The 15,602-nt window shown below is 45.0% G+C and carries 11 protein-coding genes; 6 read left to right on the top strand and 5 right to left on the bottom strand.

Going from position 1 to position 15,602, the window contains the following annotated elements; all coding sequences use genetic code 11:
* The first annotated feature begins 158 nt into the window (after window positions 1-158).
* Complete coding sequence (dnaA, locus tag FDF36_RS10720; RefSeq protein WP_005821814.1) at window positions 159-1,586, top strand: chromosomal replication initiator protein DnaA; 1,428 nt, start codon at window positions 159-161, stop codon at window positions 1,584-1,586.
* Between the two features lie 72 nt (window positions 1,587-1,658).
* On the opposite strand, the gene FDF36_RS10715 is transcribed toward dnaA, so the two are convergent.
* Complete coding sequence (locus FDF36_RS10715) at window positions 1,659-2,447, bottom strand: NADPH-dependent oxidoreductase (RefSeq protein WP_005808456.1); 789 nt, start codon at window positions 2,445-2,447, stop codon at window positions 1,659-1,661.
* Window positions 2,448-2,695: 248 nt separating this feature from the next.
* Here FDF36_RS10715 and FDF36_RS10710 point away from each other — a divergent pair, with 248 nt between their 5' ends.
* The 5 genes from FDF36_RS10710 to FDF36_RS10690 all read left to right on the top strand — a co-directional run bounded on the left by FDF36_RS10710 (window position 2,696) and on the right by FDF36_RS10690 (window position 11,164).
* Window positions 2,696-5,239: an adenosylcobalamin-dependent ribonucleoside-diphosphate reductase gene (locus FDF36_RS10710; RefSeq protein ID WP_220391324.1), complete on the top strand. Its 2,544-nt coding sequence runs from the start codon at window positions 2,696-2,698 to the stop codon at window positions 5,237-5,239.
* A 197-nt stretch (window positions 5,240-5,436) separates the two neighbouring features.
* Entirely contained in the window at window positions 5,437-8,139 is a 2,703-nt protein-coding gene (locus FDF36_RS10705; protein WP_220391323.1) for a 4-alpha-glucanotransferase, read from the top strand.
* Between the two features lie 128 nt (window positions 8,140-8,267).
* Window positions 8,268-9,299, top strand: a complete 1,032-nt coding sequence (locus tag FDF36_RS10700; RefSeq protein ID WP_220391322.1) for an acyltransferase family protein — start codon at window positions 8,268-8,270, stop codon at window positions 9,297-9,299.
* Window positions 9,300-9,350: 51 nt separating this feature from the next.
* Entirely contained in the window at window positions 9,351-9,719 is a 369-nt protein-coding gene (gene folB / locus FDF36_RS10695; protein WP_005781435.1) for a dihydroneopterin aldolase, read from the top strand.
* 23 nt (window positions 9,720-9,742) lie between these two features.
* Window positions 9,743-11,164, top strand: a complete 1,422-nt coding sequence (locus FDF36_RS10690; protein ID WP_220391321.1) for a TlpA family protein disulfide reductase — start codon at window positions 9,743-9,745, stop codon at window positions 11,162-11,164.
* A 634-nt stretch (window positions 11,165-11,798) separates the two neighbouring features.
* Here FDF36_RS10690 and FDF36_RS10685 read toward each other — a convergent pair.
* From FDF36_RS10685 to mtaB, 4 genes are read right to left on the bottom strand one after another with little or no spacing between them, the layout of a single operon-like run.
* Entirely contained in the window at window positions 11,799-12,317 is a 519-nt protein-coding gene (locus FDF36_RS10685) for a methylglyoxal synthase (protein ID WP_005781440.1), read from the bottom strand.
* Window positions 12,318-12,321: 4 nt separating this feature from the next.
* Window positions 12,322-13,353, bottom strand: a complete 1,032-nt coding sequence (locus FDF36_RS10680) for a glycosyltransferase family 2 protein (protein ID WP_005808466.1) — start codon at window positions 13,351-13,353, stop codon at window positions 12,322-12,324.
* Window positions 13,346-14,242 (bottom strand): lysophospholipid acyltransferase family protein, encoded by an 897-nt coding sequence (locus FDF36_RS10675; RefSeq protein WP_220391320.1) that lies wholly within the window; start codon window positions 14,240-14,242, stop codon window positions 13,346-13,348. The genes FDF36_RS10680 and FDF36_RS10675 overlap by 8 nt, the downstream gene beginning before the upstream one ends.
* Before the next feature lie 2 nt (window positions 14,243-14,244).
* The gene (mtaB, locus tag FDF36_RS10670; protein WP_005808470.1) at window positions 14,245-15,564 is read right to left on the bottom strand and encodes a tRNA (N(6)-L-threonylcarbamoyladenosine(37)-C(2))-methylthiotransferase MtaB; all 1,320 of its coding nucleotides are present in this window, start codon (window positions 15,562-15,564) and stop codon (window positions 14,245-14,247) included.
* Window positions 15,565-15,602 lie beyond the last annotated feature (38 nt).

The following is a 15,602-nucleotide window of genomic DNA, read 5'->3' as shown; positions in this document are numbered from 1 at the left end:
GAGAAGTATTTTATGGGGAAGGGATAAGTCATTGAAAGTAAACACATTATTCTTTCAGTGAGAAATACAAGAAAAAGGAGATTTGTTTTTCTCGAATAAGATTCCCAATTTTGCAATCGTAGAAGTTTTGCTTAATTAATAAATGTATTACAGCCGCTATGAGTGAATCGAGTCATGTCGGCCTATGGAACCGCTGTCTTGAAATTATTAGAGACAATGTTCCTGAGTCGACATACAAAACATGGTTTGTTCCCATTGTTCCTTTAAAATATGAGGACAAAACGTTGATCGTACAAGTTCCCAGCCAGTTTTTCTATGAATTTCTGGAAGATAAATTTGTGGACTTGCTACGTAAGACATTATATAAGGTTATAGGAGACGGCACCAAGTTGATGTACAACGTGCTGGTAGACAAAAGTTCAGGGGCAACCGTGAATCAGGAGTCTACTACCCGCTCTACGGCTATTCCCCAGTCCGGACTTCCCCGCATTGATGAAAGGAAAGCTCCGGGGTTGTTGCGGGCACCGGCCGTTCAGGACCTTGACCCACATCTAAATCCGAACTATAATTTTGAGACCTTTATTGAAGGATACAGTAATAAGCTTTCAAGAAGTGTTGCCGAAGCTGTAGCTGAGAATCCGGCAAAAACAGTCTTCAATCCGCTGTTTCTCCATGGTGCATCGGGAGTAGGAAAAACCCATTTGGCCAATGCCATTGGTACCCGTATCAAAGAGTTGTATCCGGATAAAAGAGTGCTATATGTTTCAGCACACTTGTTTCAAGTACAATACACTGACTCTGTGCGTAACAATACAACGAATGACTTCATCAACTTCTACCAAACAATTGATGTATTAATTATTGATGATATTCAAGAATTTGCAGGTGTCACCAAAACACAAAACACTTTCTTCCATATCTTCAATCACCTACACCAAAACGGCAAACAGCTGATATTAACTTCCGACCGTGCTCCCGTATTACTGCAAGGCATGGAAGAGCGCTTACTAACCCGATTCAAATGGGGAATGGTAGCCGAACTGGAGAAACCGACCGTAGAACTGAGAAAAAATATTTTAAGAAATAAAATTCATCGGGATGGATTACAATTCCCTTCGGAAGTGATTGACTATATCGCCGAAAATGTAAATGAAAGCGTGCGTGATCTGGAAGGTATCGTTATTTCCATCATGGCCCACTCTACTATTTACAACAAAGAAATCGATTTGGATCTGGCACAACGTATTGTCCGCAAAGTCGTTCGTTGTGAGACAAAAGCTGTCACCATCGATGATATCATCAATGTAGTTTGCAAACACTTTGATCTGGAATCATCTGCCATCCATACCAAATCAAGAAAAAGAGAAGTCGTACAGGCACGCCAGGTGGCTATGTATTTAGCCAAGACACATACCGACTTCTCAACTTCTAAAATCGGAAAATTTATTGGAAATAAAGATCATGCTACCGTTTTACATGCATGCAAAACAGTAAAAGGCCAGTGCGAAGTTGATAAAAGCTTCCGGTCCGATCTGGAAAACATAGAAACTTTACTAAAGAAAAGAAATATAAACAGTGAACGATAAACAGTGAACGATGAACATTTGCAACCAATCATGCAAGCTGTTCATCGTTCGCTGTTTATTAATCACCGCCAGTTATTGCCCATCATTCATAAAGCCTTGTTGGCGAAGTACTTTCAACAGATTTTCAGACATAAATTCATTATCCTTCTTTGTATAACGAACATCTGTAAACACTTGAGCCAAAGTCTCCTTATGATTCTCCTCTATAAACTGCTTATTCTCTGGTAAGGACTCCTTATAAGCATACAGCCGGTTTATATCTTCGGCTGTATAATCGTGATAACTCTCTTCATGTATGATACCTTCTATAGGCAGACGATCTACTTGTTTAGGAGATTCCGCCGGATATCCCACTGTTACAGTAGTAATGGGAAATACCAGTTCCGGCAAGTGTAAAGCATCAATTATCATTTGAGGATTGTAAGTAGTAGTACCCAAATAACAAATACCCAGTCCGGCCTCTTCGGCAAGCGTACAAAAGGTTTGTGCAACCAATAAAGTATCCATAGCCGCATTCAAAAAAGACATTAAATTATCATATCCCGGTTCCGCATTCCTTTCCTGACAATATTTGCAGAAACGACGGAAATCTGCGCAAAATGTCAACACCACCGGCGCAGACTTTATCATCGGCTGGTTAAAATGAGCCGGAGAAAGTATTTCTTTTTTCTCGGCATCACGAGTGACAACCACACTATAAAGCTGCATTCCGCCCATCGTAGAAGCACGAAATGAAGTTTCAAGCAAATCATTTAACAAATCCGACGTAATATCTTTTTGCTGATATTTGCGGATAGTTCTTCTGTTCTTAACTGTATCCATCATATCTTTTTTCTGCAAAGATATAAAAAGAATAATCATTCTATCTCATTTCCAATTTAGATTAATTTTCTTTTTGGAAAACTTCAGGCACTGAACAAAACCATCATTCATTTGTTTATCAATTGCTTATCATTTATAAACGGATAACTTAGTACCGGTTAATAAATTATCTCGTTTTTATTTTGATATACCAAAAAACATTCATAGCTTTGCAGGCACGTTTGTTAATGATAAGTAAGCTTCTACATATTTACTTATTAATAATGATATCTAAGACACATTGCATCGTGGAAAAGCAAATTTACTCTTACGAGGAAGCCTACGAAGAATCTTTACGATATTTTCAGGGCGATGAACTTGCTGCGCGAGTTTGGGTAAACAAATACGCAGTAAAAGACTCTTTCGGAAATATTTACGAGAAATCACCGAAGGACATGCATTGGAGACTTGCTAACGAAGTGGCCCGCATCGAGGCAAAGTACCCAAACGCACTAAGCTCCGAACAGCTGTTTGAGCTTTTTGACCATTTTAAGTATATCGTGCCGCAAGGCAGTCCGATGACAGGTATCGGTAACGATTATCAAGTTGCTTCACTTTCCAATTGCTTTGTGATTGGTATTGATGGTTCTGCCGATTCATACGGAGCTATCATCAAAATAGATGAAGAGCAGGTGCAACTAATGAAAAGACGCGGAGGTGTAGGTCATGACCTCTCCCATATCCGTCCCAAAGGTTCTCCTGTGAAAAACTCAGCCCTGACTTCTACCGGGCTGGTCCCATTCATGGAACGTTATTCTAATTCTACACGTGAAGTTGCCCAAGACGGACGCCGCGGTGCGTTGATGCTCAGTGTATCGATCAAGCATCCGGATTCCGAAGCATTCATTGATGCAAAAATGACAGAAGGCAAGGTTACAGGTGCCAATGTTTCAGTAAAGCTGGATGATGCATTCATGGCAGCAGCTGTAGAAGGCAGAAAGTATACCCAACAATACCCCATTGACTCTGACCATCCCACTACGGTGAAAGAGATCGATGCTTCCAACTTGTGGAAGAAGATTGTGCATAATGCATGGAAATCGGCTGAACCGGGCGTATTGTTCTGGGATACCATTATCCGTGAATCAGTGCCCGACTGTTATGCAGATTTGGGATATAAAACGGTTTCGACAAATCCTTGTGGTGAAATTCCGTTATGCCCCTACGATTCTTGCCGACTGTTGGCCATCAATCTATATTCATACGTAGTCAATCCGTTCACCAAAGATGCCTACTTTGACTTTGACCTCTTCCATAAACATGTAGCACTGGCTCAGCGCATCATGGATGATATCATCGATCTGGAATTGGAAAAGATAGAACGCATCATGGAGAAGATAGATCTGGATCCGGAAAACGAAGAAGTGAAACACACTGAACGCGGTTTGTGGGAAAAGATTTATAAGAAGAGTGGTCAGGGAAGACGTACCGGTGTCGGTATCACTGCCGAAGGCGATATGCTCGCCGCACTCGGAATGCGTTATGGAACAGAAGAAGCAACAGATTTCTCCGAGAAAGTACACAAAGCCGTAGCACTGGGTGCTTACCGTTCATCGGTAGATATGGCCAAAGAGCGTGGTGCATTCGATGTATACGATACGGAAAGAGAAAAGAACAACCCGTTCATCAACCGCTTGCGCGAAGCTGATCCGGCATTGTATGAAGACATGAAGAAATATGGTCGCCGTAATATTGCGTGTCTGACCATCGCTCCTACCGGAACAACCAGTCTGATGACTCAGACAACCTCAGGTATCGAGCCTGTATTCCTTCCGGTATATAAACGCAGAAGAAAAGTGAACCCGAATGACACCAACGTACGCGTTGACTTTGTAGACGAAACCGGAGACGCTTTTGAAGAATACATCGTGTTCCACCACAAATTCGTAACCTGGATGGAAGCGAATGGTTACGATCCCGCCAAACGATATACTCAGGAAGAGGTGGATGAACTGGTGGCCAAGTCTCCTTATTATAAAGCCACTTCAAACGACGTAGACTGGTTAATGAAAGTCCGTATGCAAGGCAAAATCCAGAAATGGGTGGACCACTCCATCAGTGTGACCATTAACCTGCCGAACGATGTAGACGAGGAACTGGTGAACCGCCTGTATGTCGAAGCATGGAAGTCCGGTTGTAAAGGCTGTACGGTTTACCGTGACGGTTCCCGTTCAGGAGTGCTTATCTCTGCGAAGTCCGACAAAGACAAGAAAGAAGAGCTTCCTCCTTGTAAGCCGCCAACGGTAGTCGAAGTACGTCCGCCGATACTTGAAGCTGATGTTGTGCGTTTCCAGAACAATAAAGAGAAATGGGTAGCCTTGGTCGGCCTGCTCGACGGCAGACCTTACGAAATATTCACCGGTCTGCAGGACGACGACGAAGGAATTATTATTCCGAAAAGTGTAAACACCGGACGCATCATCAAGAATGTCGATGAGAACGGAAACAAACGTTACGACTTCCAGTTTGAAAACAAACGCGGATACAAAATGACAATCGAAGGTCTGTCCGAGAAGTTCAACAAAGAATATTGGAACTATGCCAAACTGATCTCAGGTGTGCTCCGCTGGAGAATGCCGATCGAGCAGGTCATCAAACTGGTAGGTTCACTGCAATTGGACAGCGAAAACATCAATACCTGGAAAAATGGTGTAGAACGTGCACTGAAGAAATATGTGCAGGACGGAACGGAAGCCAAAGGCAAGAAGTGCCCGAACTGCGGAAATGAGACATTGGTTTATCAGGAAGGTTGCCTCATCTGTACCACTTGCGGCGCATCCAGATGCGGATAAAAAACAAACCTGTAAATGATTAATATATAAGCAAAAGCGTTGAAAGGAGCCTCTTGGCTCCTTTCAATGTTTAATAACATAAATAGCACAAACGTTTGCATACTATTTTAAAGTAGTTCGACGAGAGTAGAGATACGACATACGTAGAATATTTCTATACTTGCAAAATCATTAGTCAAAAATTAAATCTAATATATATGATAGTATCATTTCATATCGAGTATCGCACAAGTTGGGGAGAAGAAGTCAGAATATTAGGTTCTGTACCCGAACTTGGAAACAATGATCCGGATAAAGCTATCTCCCTCATCACAGTAGACGGTATCCATTGGAGCAATGAAATAGCTATTCAATTACCGGCAAAAGGAGTGGTAGAATACAGTTATCACATTTATCGCGACAACAAGATCATCCGTACGGAATGGAACTCTTTCCCCCGGCGTGTCTACCTGCCTGCGGATAACAAAAAAAGTATGCGCATCAATGATTGCTGGAAGAACCTTCCGGAGCAACAGTATTTCTACAGTTCGGCATTCACCGAATCGCTTCTGGCACACCGCGACCGGAGTACAGCCCCCAAAAGCTACAAAAAAGGATTGATGATCAAGGCTTATGCTCCGCGCATCAACGGCAACTACTGTCTGGCCATCTGTGACAATCAGAAAGCCCTTGGCAACTGGAACCCGGACAAAGCATGGCCTATGAGCGACATCAACTTTCCGGAATGGCAAGCCGAATTGGATGCATCTAAACTGGAATTTCCATTAGAGTACAAATTTGTATTATATAATAAGGAAGAGAAGAAAGCTGAAGCTTGGGAAAACAATCCTAACCGTTACATGGCTGCCCCCGAGATTAAAGCAAACGAAACACTGGTTATTTCCGACCGATATGTCTACTTTGACGTTCCGGCCTGGAAAGGTGCAGGAGTGGCCGTCCCCGTATTTTCACTCAAATCGGAGAAAAGTTTCGGTGTAGGAGACTTTGGGGACCTGAAACGAATGGTGGACTGGGCAGTCAGTACCAACCAGAAAGTGGTACAGATCCTACCGATCAATGACACCACCATGACCCATACATGGACAGATTCCTATCCTTACAATAGTATTTCCATCTATGCTTTCCACCCGATGTATGCCGACCTTAAACAGATGGGTACCCTGAAAGATAAAGAAGTCGCTACCGCTTTCAACCAAAAACAGAAAGAGTTGAATTCACTTTCTGCCATCGACTACGAAGCAGTGAACCGGGGAAAATGGGAATATTTCCATCAGCTATTCAAGCAAGAAGGAGAAAAAGTATTGGCTTCGAAAGCCTTCCGTGATTTCTTTGAGGCCAACAAAGAATGGCTGCAACCCTATGCTGCCTTCAGTTATCTGCGTGACGTATACCGGACACCAAACTTCCGCGAATGGCCTAAATATTCGGAATATAATGCACAAGAGATTGAAGAGCTTTGCCGTCCCGGTACGGAAGTCTACCCCAATATCGCCATCTATTTCTATATACAGTTCAACCTCCACTTACAACTGCTGGAAGCAACCACTTATGCCCGCGAGCACGGAGTGGTACTAAAGGGAGATATCCCTATCGGCATCAGCCGCAACAGTGTGGAAGCCTGGACAGAGCCCTATTATTTCAATCTCAACGGACAGGCCGGTGCCCCACCCGATGATTTTTCTGTCAACGGGCAGAACTGGGGTTTCCCCACCTACAATTGGGACGTAATGGAAAAGGACGGCTATAAATGGTGGATGAAACGTTTCCAAAAGATGGCCGAGTATTTCGACGCTTACCGCATCGACCATATTCTGGGATTTTTCCGCATTTGGGAAATCCCGATGAATGCCGTGCATGGATTACTGGGGCAGTTTGTTCCCGCACTGCCCATGAGTCGTGAAGAGATAGAAAGCTACGGACTACCTTTCCGCGAAGAGTTCCTGACACCTTATATCCACGAGTACTTCCTCGGACAAGTGTTTGGTCCTCACACCGACTACGTCAAACAAACCTTTATTGAGCCGACCGACACGTACGAAGTGTACCGCATGCGTCCGGAGTTCGACACTCAACGCAAAGTGGAAGCTTTCTTTGCCGGCAAGAACGATGAAGACAGCATATGGATCAGAGACGGATTGTACGCCTTGATAAGTGACGTACTGTTTGTGCCCGACCGTAAGGACACGAACCTCTTTCATCCGCGTATCGGAGTACAGCACGACTTCATCTACCGTGCCCTGAACGATTGGGAGAAAGCAGCATTCAACCGACTTTACGATCAGTATTATTATCATCGCCATAATGACTTCTGGCAACAACAAGCCATGAAGAAACTGCCACAACTGACTCAGTCGACCCGCATGCTGGTATGTGGTGAAGATTTGGGAATGATACCGGATTGCGTGGCATGGGTGATGAACGACCTACGCATTCTGAGTCTCGAAATCCAGCGGATGCCCAAGAACCCGGCTGAAGAGTTCGGTCGCCTGAACGAATACCCGTATCGCTCGGTTTGCACATTCTCTACCCATGACATGTCGACTTTACGCGGATGGTGGGAAGAGGATTATCAACAGACTCAACGTTACTACAATCAGATGCTGGGGCATTATGGTGCCGCCCCTGCCGTAGCAACACCGGAACTGTGTGAAGAAGTGGTCCGCAACCACCTCTACAGTAACTCCATCCTTTGCATTCTGTCACTACAAGATTGGTTGTCGATGGACGGAAGATGGCGCAACCCGAACGTGCAGGAAGAACGGATCAATGTCCCTGCCAATCCCCGTCACTACTGGCGTTACCGGATGCATCTGACACTGGAACAGCTCATGAAAGCCGAAAGCCTGAATGAGAAAATCAGAGAACTGGTTAAGCAAACCGGCAGAAATCCGGAAAAATAATATCCGTCAGTTTCCCAAGAAAGAAAAAGAACAAAGAGAGAAGAGCGAACCGGTGTGTTTTTCGCTCTTCTCTCTTGCTTTTCAGTAATATTCAGTATCTTTGCTGCACCAATGCACAAACAGTCAGAATGGGAGACGACAAAAACAAACGAATTGATTTTGTAGACTTGACGAAAGGAGTCTGCATCATCCTGGTGGTGATGGCACACATCGGTGGAGCTTTCGAAAAGCTTGATTACCATTCGATGATCGCCAGTTTTCGTATGCCCCTTTATTTCTTTATCTCAGGTATCTTCTTCAAGTCGTACGAGGGGCTTTTCGGATTCTTCATCCGGAAGATAAACAAATTGATCGTCCCCTTCCTCTTTTTCTATCTCAGCGCATTCCTCCTGAAGTATATTGTATGGAAAATTGCTCCGGGTGTATTTCAACTCCCGGTCAGTTGGACAGAGCTTTTAGTTGTGTTTCATGATCATGCCCTGATCAAGTTCAACCCTCCTATCTGGTTTTTACTGGCACTTTTCAATTGCAATATCCTGTTCTATCTGGTCCACAGCCTGCGCGACCGGAAGTTAGGTTTAATGTTTGCCCTCACCCTCCTGATCGGAATCGCCGGATTCTATATGGGTAAACACCAGATCGAACTGCCCTTGTACATAGACATAGCCATGACCGCCCTACCCTTCTATGTGGCCGGATTCTGGATTCGCCGTTACAACTTTTTCCTCTTTCCCCACCGTTTCGACAAACTGATTCCGCTATGTATCCTGGCAGCCTTGGTCGTGATGTACTTCACCGCCACGTTTGTCGGTATGCGTACCAACAATTATGCAGGCAACATTTTCCAGTTCTGGGCCTCAGCGTTTGCCGGCATCTTTATGATTATGCTTTTCTGCAAAAAGTTTAAAAAGCTCCCTGTCATCTCTTATCTGGGACGTTACTCGGTCATTACATTGGGAATACATGCCCCCCTTTTACATTTCGAATATCCGGTTGTCAGCCGGTTTATCCATAATGAATGGGGACAAGCCATTGTCTTGCTATTGCTCACCCTGACAATCTGCATTGCCGCAACTCCCATATTTCTGAAACTGATTCCGCAGGCTGTGGCGCAAAAAGACTTTATCAAAACCAAGCAATCGCAACAACAGGAACCATAATTGCATTTATTATCTTATCTTTGCCAGAAGACAATATCAATCTTTATATTTATGACTACCCATTATTATATCTTTTTGGAAAACGTCCGTTTCTACAGTTATCATGGAGTAGCTCCACAAGAGACTGCGATTGGCAACGAGTTCATCATCAACCTGAGGCTGAAAACCGATTTTGGCAAAGCCACCGAAACGGATGAAGTAGAGGATACCGTCAGCTATGCAGACATACACGCCGCGCTGAAAGAAGAAATGGATATTCCCTCTAAACTGCTGGAACACGCCTGCGGACGAATCGTGAAAAGGCTCTTCCGGGACTTCCCGAAAATCAGTGAGATAGAAATCAAACTGTCGAAAAGGAATCCGCCCATGGGAGCAGACATCGACTCTGCCGGAGTAGAGATGCATTGCACGAGAGACTGAATCAACATTAATATACTAATAAGATGAAAAACCTTTTATTAATCCTCCTGTTGTTGCTAACGGGAGAAATCAGCGCACAACAAACCGCGACAATTGTAGTCAAGACCACCCCGGACAACGAAATCGCTTACTGGCCTACAGGAAAAGATCACCTGTTCTTCATTACCTTGGGCATTAAGGCACAAGCTGACCCTCAAGGGCAGTTCGTTCATGAATTCAGCGTGAGCCGTCCCACTACGATTCATGTATGGGCCAAAGGGAATAATTCTTTCACGCTCTACCTGACACCGGGAAGCAAAGATACTATCGCTGTGGCCAAAGACACGATCAACTTCAGTGGCACCAACCGGGTCTACAACCGATGTCTGAAAGCGGTGGACGACTATCAGCAATATAGCGACAATCTGATATACATGCAGCCTCACGAACTCGAAGGGGTGACTTCATTGGAACAATATCATCAGTTGGCAGATGCCAGGATGAAACAGGCACTCGACTCTGTAAATGCCTCCGGACTTGATAAAGAGTTTCTCGCAGAGCAGCGTGCACACATCGATTACACCCATCGGTCTATCTTTCTGCACGTCGCAATGTATCTGGTGAAAAATGAAAACTTTACCGAAAATTGGCGTAAAGAACTTGCAGAAATCATCAATCAACCCGTAGACAGTGATTATCTGCGTTCCTACCGCGGAATCGGACTCTTTATAAACGACTTGATCAGCGCACAATTCATAAAACTGGAAAACGGCAAACCCGAAGAGATAAAGGACTATTGCGCCTTCCGCTTCGACCGCTACCGGAAATTCTTCAAAGGCGACAATCTGCAATATGCACAAGCGCTACTTATCTACGAAGACGAATTTCAAACAAGAAACACTCCCTCAATCCCCCAACTATACGAAAGATATAAGGCCGAATTCCCCAATAGCCCCTTTCTATCTGTTCTTGAACCGGGCGTTAATAAAAACATCCGCTTCCAAAACAGCCGCATCGACGACAAGGACTATCACATTCTGCCTTGCGACTCCACCATCACCAATCTGGAGGATGCGGTAAAACCCTTCAAAGGCAAAGTGGTCTATATCGACGTATGGGCTACCTGGTGCGGCCCATGCATCAAAAAGTTCCAATACCTGCCCGCCCTCAAAGAAAAAACACATAACATGGACATTGTGTACCTATACATCTCGATAGACCGCCCTCAGGACAAGGAGAAATGGGAAAAAACCATCGGATATCACCAACTGAAAGGCTATCACTTATTGGTAAACGAAACGTTAGGAAAATCGTTGTATGCCGAACTTGGAAACGAACGGCAAATACTGAGTATCCCCTGCTTTGTAGTTATTGATAAAACAGGAAAAATAGCTATCCGACACGCAGCCGCCCCGGACGAACCGGAAAAGGTAATAGAACAGTTGAGCACCTATTATAATGAGTGAAAACATATTCCCGGCCGGATCATTGGAAAAATAAAAACAGGCAAAAGCTTGACTTCTGCAAGAAAACAGAGTATCTTTGCCTATGTAATCATAAAGTATATTCGAATTAAAATACGGTAATAGGGAGGAATAAATGTTTCTCCCTATTTTTTTGTACCTGCATCAAAAAATTCCGGAAGAGCGTTGGTTTGAAACCTGCAGAGCCGGTGTTCCCCCCATTTAGAGCCTGAGTTTTACTCATTCAGACGGTTGCTTCCGATACTTTTCCCGGTATGTCGGGACACATTTCCCGGCATGAAAATATTTTTTCATCAGAAGATAATCTTTTTTCTCCTATTGATAATCAACGGCGGGAAAGATGAAGGCTTGGAAGTTAACAATACATAAATCTGCTCTTGACAAAAACAGAAAGATAAACGACAGGCAAAACCGATACGCCACAAAGTAGATGTACCACCGAACGCGGGGATGTGTCATAACTCTTTTTACCGGAGTAACACAGAGTATCACAGAGTTTTTCTTTATTAATAATCAGCAATTTAAAATCACCTCTGTGTTACTCTGTGTCCTCTGTGGTGGGTTTTGACACATCCTCGTACTCTGTAGTGAAATATATTCGTAACCGAATAGGCTCTTATTTCTTTCTCTTTCTTTTCTTTACCGATTCTACCGCTTCGGTAACCACCGGTTTGTTTTCGAAACGTTTCGTATAGCCGGAGTAGTCCGGATGTGTCCGTTCGTAATCCGGATCAACAAAGAGCGGACTCGAAATAATATGATCGGCAGTGGAACGGTTGCAGCAGAAAACTATGTTCTCTACACTTGCCAGACGGGTCAGTGCCTTTACATCCGTGTCGTGCGGTTGCAGGGTCATCGGGTCAGTGAAGAAGAAAAGATAATCGATCTCTCCGTCCACAATACGCGATCCCATCTGCTGGTCACCCCCCAAAGGACCTGACTTCAGAATGGTAAAATCCCATTCCACATCGGGATGTTTCTCTTTCAATGCTTCCAGTATCAGCGTACCGGTGGTACCTGTACAATAAAACTTATGTCCCATCAATAACTCCGAGTTCCAAAGAACCCATTCAATCAGGTCTTTTTTCATAGCATCGTGTGCTACCAGCCCGATTCTTCGAATTAGTTTTTCCATAACGTTATCCTTTAAAATCTGGTAATTGCGAAAAGAACTTCCGCCCTTTCACATAGAACTGCACTAAGATACTACTTTTTATCCGTTCGGGAATAAAGTGTGAGGAAGTTTTTCTGAGATTCTCCATTCTTGCATCCCGGAAGCTATCGCGCAATTGTTTAAATTCACGACGGGCATGGAGAACGGCCTTTGCGTTGGGCAGCTGTCCTTTAAGAACAAACGTAGCTGCCGCAATGTAATCGAGCCAGCAACGTACCCGCATCACTCTGGGCAGCTCTTCATCCGGAAGATTCTTATAGAGCATGACAAGATTATTACGAAAGTTGAGGAAGGTTTTATGCGGATTTTCTTTTTTCAATGTGGCCCCTCCTACATGATACACCGTACTTTGAGGAATGCATACAATCCCCCGTCCACGGGCACGAAGCCTCCAGCAAAGGTCTATCTCTTCCATATGGGCAAAGAAACGCCCGTCAAGCCCGCCTGCCTCACGATAATCTGCCAGACGAATGAACAGGGCGGCACCGGTAGCCCAGAACACGGGGAATACTGTATCATATTGTCCTTTATCCGCCTCGACCACTCCCATCACCCGTCCCCGGCAAAACGGATAACCATAACGGTCAATGAATCCGCCGGAAGCGCCGGCATATTCAAACAGGTCCTTTTGTCGCCAACTGAGTATTTTAGGCTGGCAGGCAGCAACCTCCGGATGAGTATCCAAATAATCAGCCATCGGTTGCAGCCAGTGCTCTGTTACTTCTACATCAGAATTCAGCAGAACTACATATTCGGCTTCCACCTGTTGGAGGGCAAAGTTATAACCGTCGGCAAAACCATGATTTTCATCCAGCAGAATCTGGCGAACCGAAGGGAACTCGTGCCGCAACATCTCTACCGACTGATCTGTAGAACCATTATCAGCCACACAAACTTCCACACCTTCCGCCTCGGAATGCCGGAGTACGGAGGGAAGAAACGAACGGAGCATTTCGCAACCGTTCCAGTTCAATATAACGACAGATATCTTATTCATCTTTCTTTTCGGGGCGTTTCAGCTTCCAGCGCTTATGTGACCAAAGCCAGTAAGCAGGTTCCTTCCGGATGGTCTGCTCCAATCTGCGGGCAAAGATTTCGGTAATCTCACCATCGGCGGTTTCTTTCGGACGATCAGTGACCAGATCGAACTCTACTCGGCAATACCCTCTCCGCTCCTTGCGCAACTCACAATAGAAAACCGGAAAGTCCATCATCTTGGCAATGCGCTCGGCACCATCCATGAACACCGTGTCCTGATTCAAAAAAGTAGTCCAATGGTGCGCCTCGTTCGTATTGGGCGATTGGTCGGTAATCAGTCCGATAGCCATCTTCTTGCCATCACGTCTCAGCCTGATCACTTCGCGGGCGGTGGAGTGCTTCGGCACATTGTACCCTCCGAAGCGGCTGCGGATGTACTTGAAAAGACCATCCAGATAAACATCTTTCAAAGGTTTGTATACCTGTATAGGTACATCGCCGGGACGCATAATCATTCCCATCCCCGTAATCCATTCGAAATTAGCATAGTGGGGGATCAGCAGGACAATCCCGCCCCGTTCGTCAATCATCCGGAGATAAGCTTCCTTGTTTTCGTAAGTCATACGTTTGCAAAGCTCTTTCTCGGACATGCGCAACATTTTCACATCTTCGAGCATATAGTCGCAAAGGTAATGATAGAACTTACGTTCAATGGCCTTCAATTCTGCTGCCGACTTCTCCGGAAAAGAGTTCTTCAGATTGGTACCCACCACCTTTCTCCGGTAACCGATCACGTGGTACAACCAGAAGTAAATAAAATCGGACAGGGCATACAACACCGGAAACGGAAGAATAGCCAAAAGCCACATCCCCACATAGGTTAACAAATAAAGAAGTTTCGATTTCATGTTTATTGTGTTATAGTTCCTTTCAGTGCAGTGCCATCTTCGTTAAAATCTCCCAAGAGAACATTTACTACTTGATTATCCAATGCCGGGTCACTTTCCACCTCTACACGAATGTAGTTTGCCGTAAAGCCGTGCATAGGCGCTCCTGCCTTAGGCTTCTCCATCAGGACAGGCATAGTCTGGCCGATATGACGGGCATAGAAGTCCTTCGTTTTCCCATCCGACAACGCAAGCAAACGCTGGCTTCGCTGATGCTTCGCCTCAGGAGTCACCACATGGTCTATCTTCAGTGCCTGGGTACCGGGACGTTCCGAATAACTGAACACATGCAATTGCGTGATATCCAGTCCGGAAATAAATTCATAGGCTTTCTCAAAATACTCATCGGTTTCGCCACGTGTACCCACAATTACGTCCACGCCGATAAACGCATCAGGCATCACCTCTTTTATCTTTGCAATCTTCGAAGCAAAAAGTTCCGTTCCATACCGACGGCGCATCAACTGGAGCACTTCATCGCAACCGGACTGCAAAGGGATATGGAAATGAGGCATGAAGCTGCGGGAGGTGGACACATATTCTATAATCTCGTCCGTCAGCAGATTGGGCTCAATGGAAGAGATGCGATAACGCTCAATGCCTTCTACCTGATCGAGTGCTTTCACCAAATCGAAGAAAGTCTCACCGGTGGACTTTCCGAAATCTCCGATATTGACTCCCGTCAGCACAATCTCTTTCCCACCTTCGGCAGCAGCCTGCCGTGCCTGCTCCACCAAAGATGCGACAGTCCCGTTGCGACTCCGTCCACGGGCAAAAGGAATGGTACAGTAAGAACAAAAGTAATCGCACCCATCCTGTACTTTCAGGAAAAAGCGGGTACGGTCACCTCTTGAACAAGACGGGGCAAAGGAACGGATATCTTTCGTTGCGGTTGTATAAGCCTCTCCTCCTTCGTGCTTATGCAGATCGCCCAGATACTGAAGCAAATCTTTCTTCTGTTCCGCACCAAGCACAACGTCCACTCCCTCTATCTTTGCCACGTCACCGGGTTTCAACTGGGCATAGCAACCTGTCACCACTACAAAAGCGCCGGGATGTTGTTTCACCAGGCGGTGAATAGCCTGACGGCACTTCTTGTCCGCCATCTCGGTCACCGAACAGGTATTGACAATGCAAAGGTCAGCCTTTTCACCTTTCCGGGCCGTACGCACACCTGCCTCACGCAGGATTTTACCAATCGTCGAAGTCTCTGAGAAATTCAGCTTGCAGCCTAAAGTATAGTAAACGGCTGTCTTATCTTGAAATACAGTGGTATCTATCATAATCTGTAAAAACGCATATTCAGCGCAAAGTTACACAT

This window comes from Bacteroides fragilis (assembly GCF_019583405.1).
GTDB lineage: Bacteria > Bacteroidota > Bacteroidia > Bacteroidales > Bacteroidaceae > Bacteroides > Bacteroides fragilis_B.
The sequence above is the reverse complement of the archived record's forward strand: the minus strand, read 5'-3'. Positions and strand labels throughout refer to the sequence as shown.

Coding starts and splice junctions, on each gene's coding strand:
- FDF36_RS10680 (WP_005808466.1), bottom strand. CDS start 13,353: ATGAATAAGATATCTGTCGTTATATTGAACTGGAACGGTTGCGAAATG.
- FDF36_RS10685 (WP_005781440.1), bottom strand. CDS start 12,317: ATGGAAAAACTAATTCGAAGAATCGGGCTGGTAGCACACGATGCTATG.
- FDF36_RS10705 (WP_220391323.1), top strand. CDS start 5,437: ATGATAGTATCATTTCATATCGAGTATCGCACAAGTTGGGGAGAAGAA.
- dnaA (WP_005821814.1), top strand. CDS start 159: ATGAGTGAATCGAGTCATGTCGGCCTATGGAACCGCTGTCTTGAAATT.
- folB (WP_005781435.1), top strand. CDS start 9,351: ATGACTACCCATTATTATATCTTTTTGGAAAACGTCCGTTTCTACAGT.
- FDF36_RS10700 (WP_220391322.1), top strand. CDS start 8,268: ATGGGAGACGACAAAAACAAACGAATTGATTTTGTAGACTTGACGAAA.
- mtaB (WP_005808470.1), bottom strand. CDS start 15,564: ATGATAGATACCACTGTATTTCAAGATAAGACAGCCGTTTACTATACT.
- FDF36_RS10690 (WP_220391321.1), top strand. CDS start 9,743: ATGAAAAACCTTTTATTAATCCTCCTGTTGTTGCTAACGGGAGAAATC.
- FDF36_RS10675 (WP_220391320.1), bottom strand. CDS start 14,242: ATGAAATCGAAACTTCTTTATTTGTTAACCTATGTGGGGATGTGGCTT.
- FDF36_RS10715 (WP_005808456.1), bottom strand. CDS start 2,447: ATGATTATTCTTTTTATATCTTTGCAGAAAAAAGATATGATGGATACA.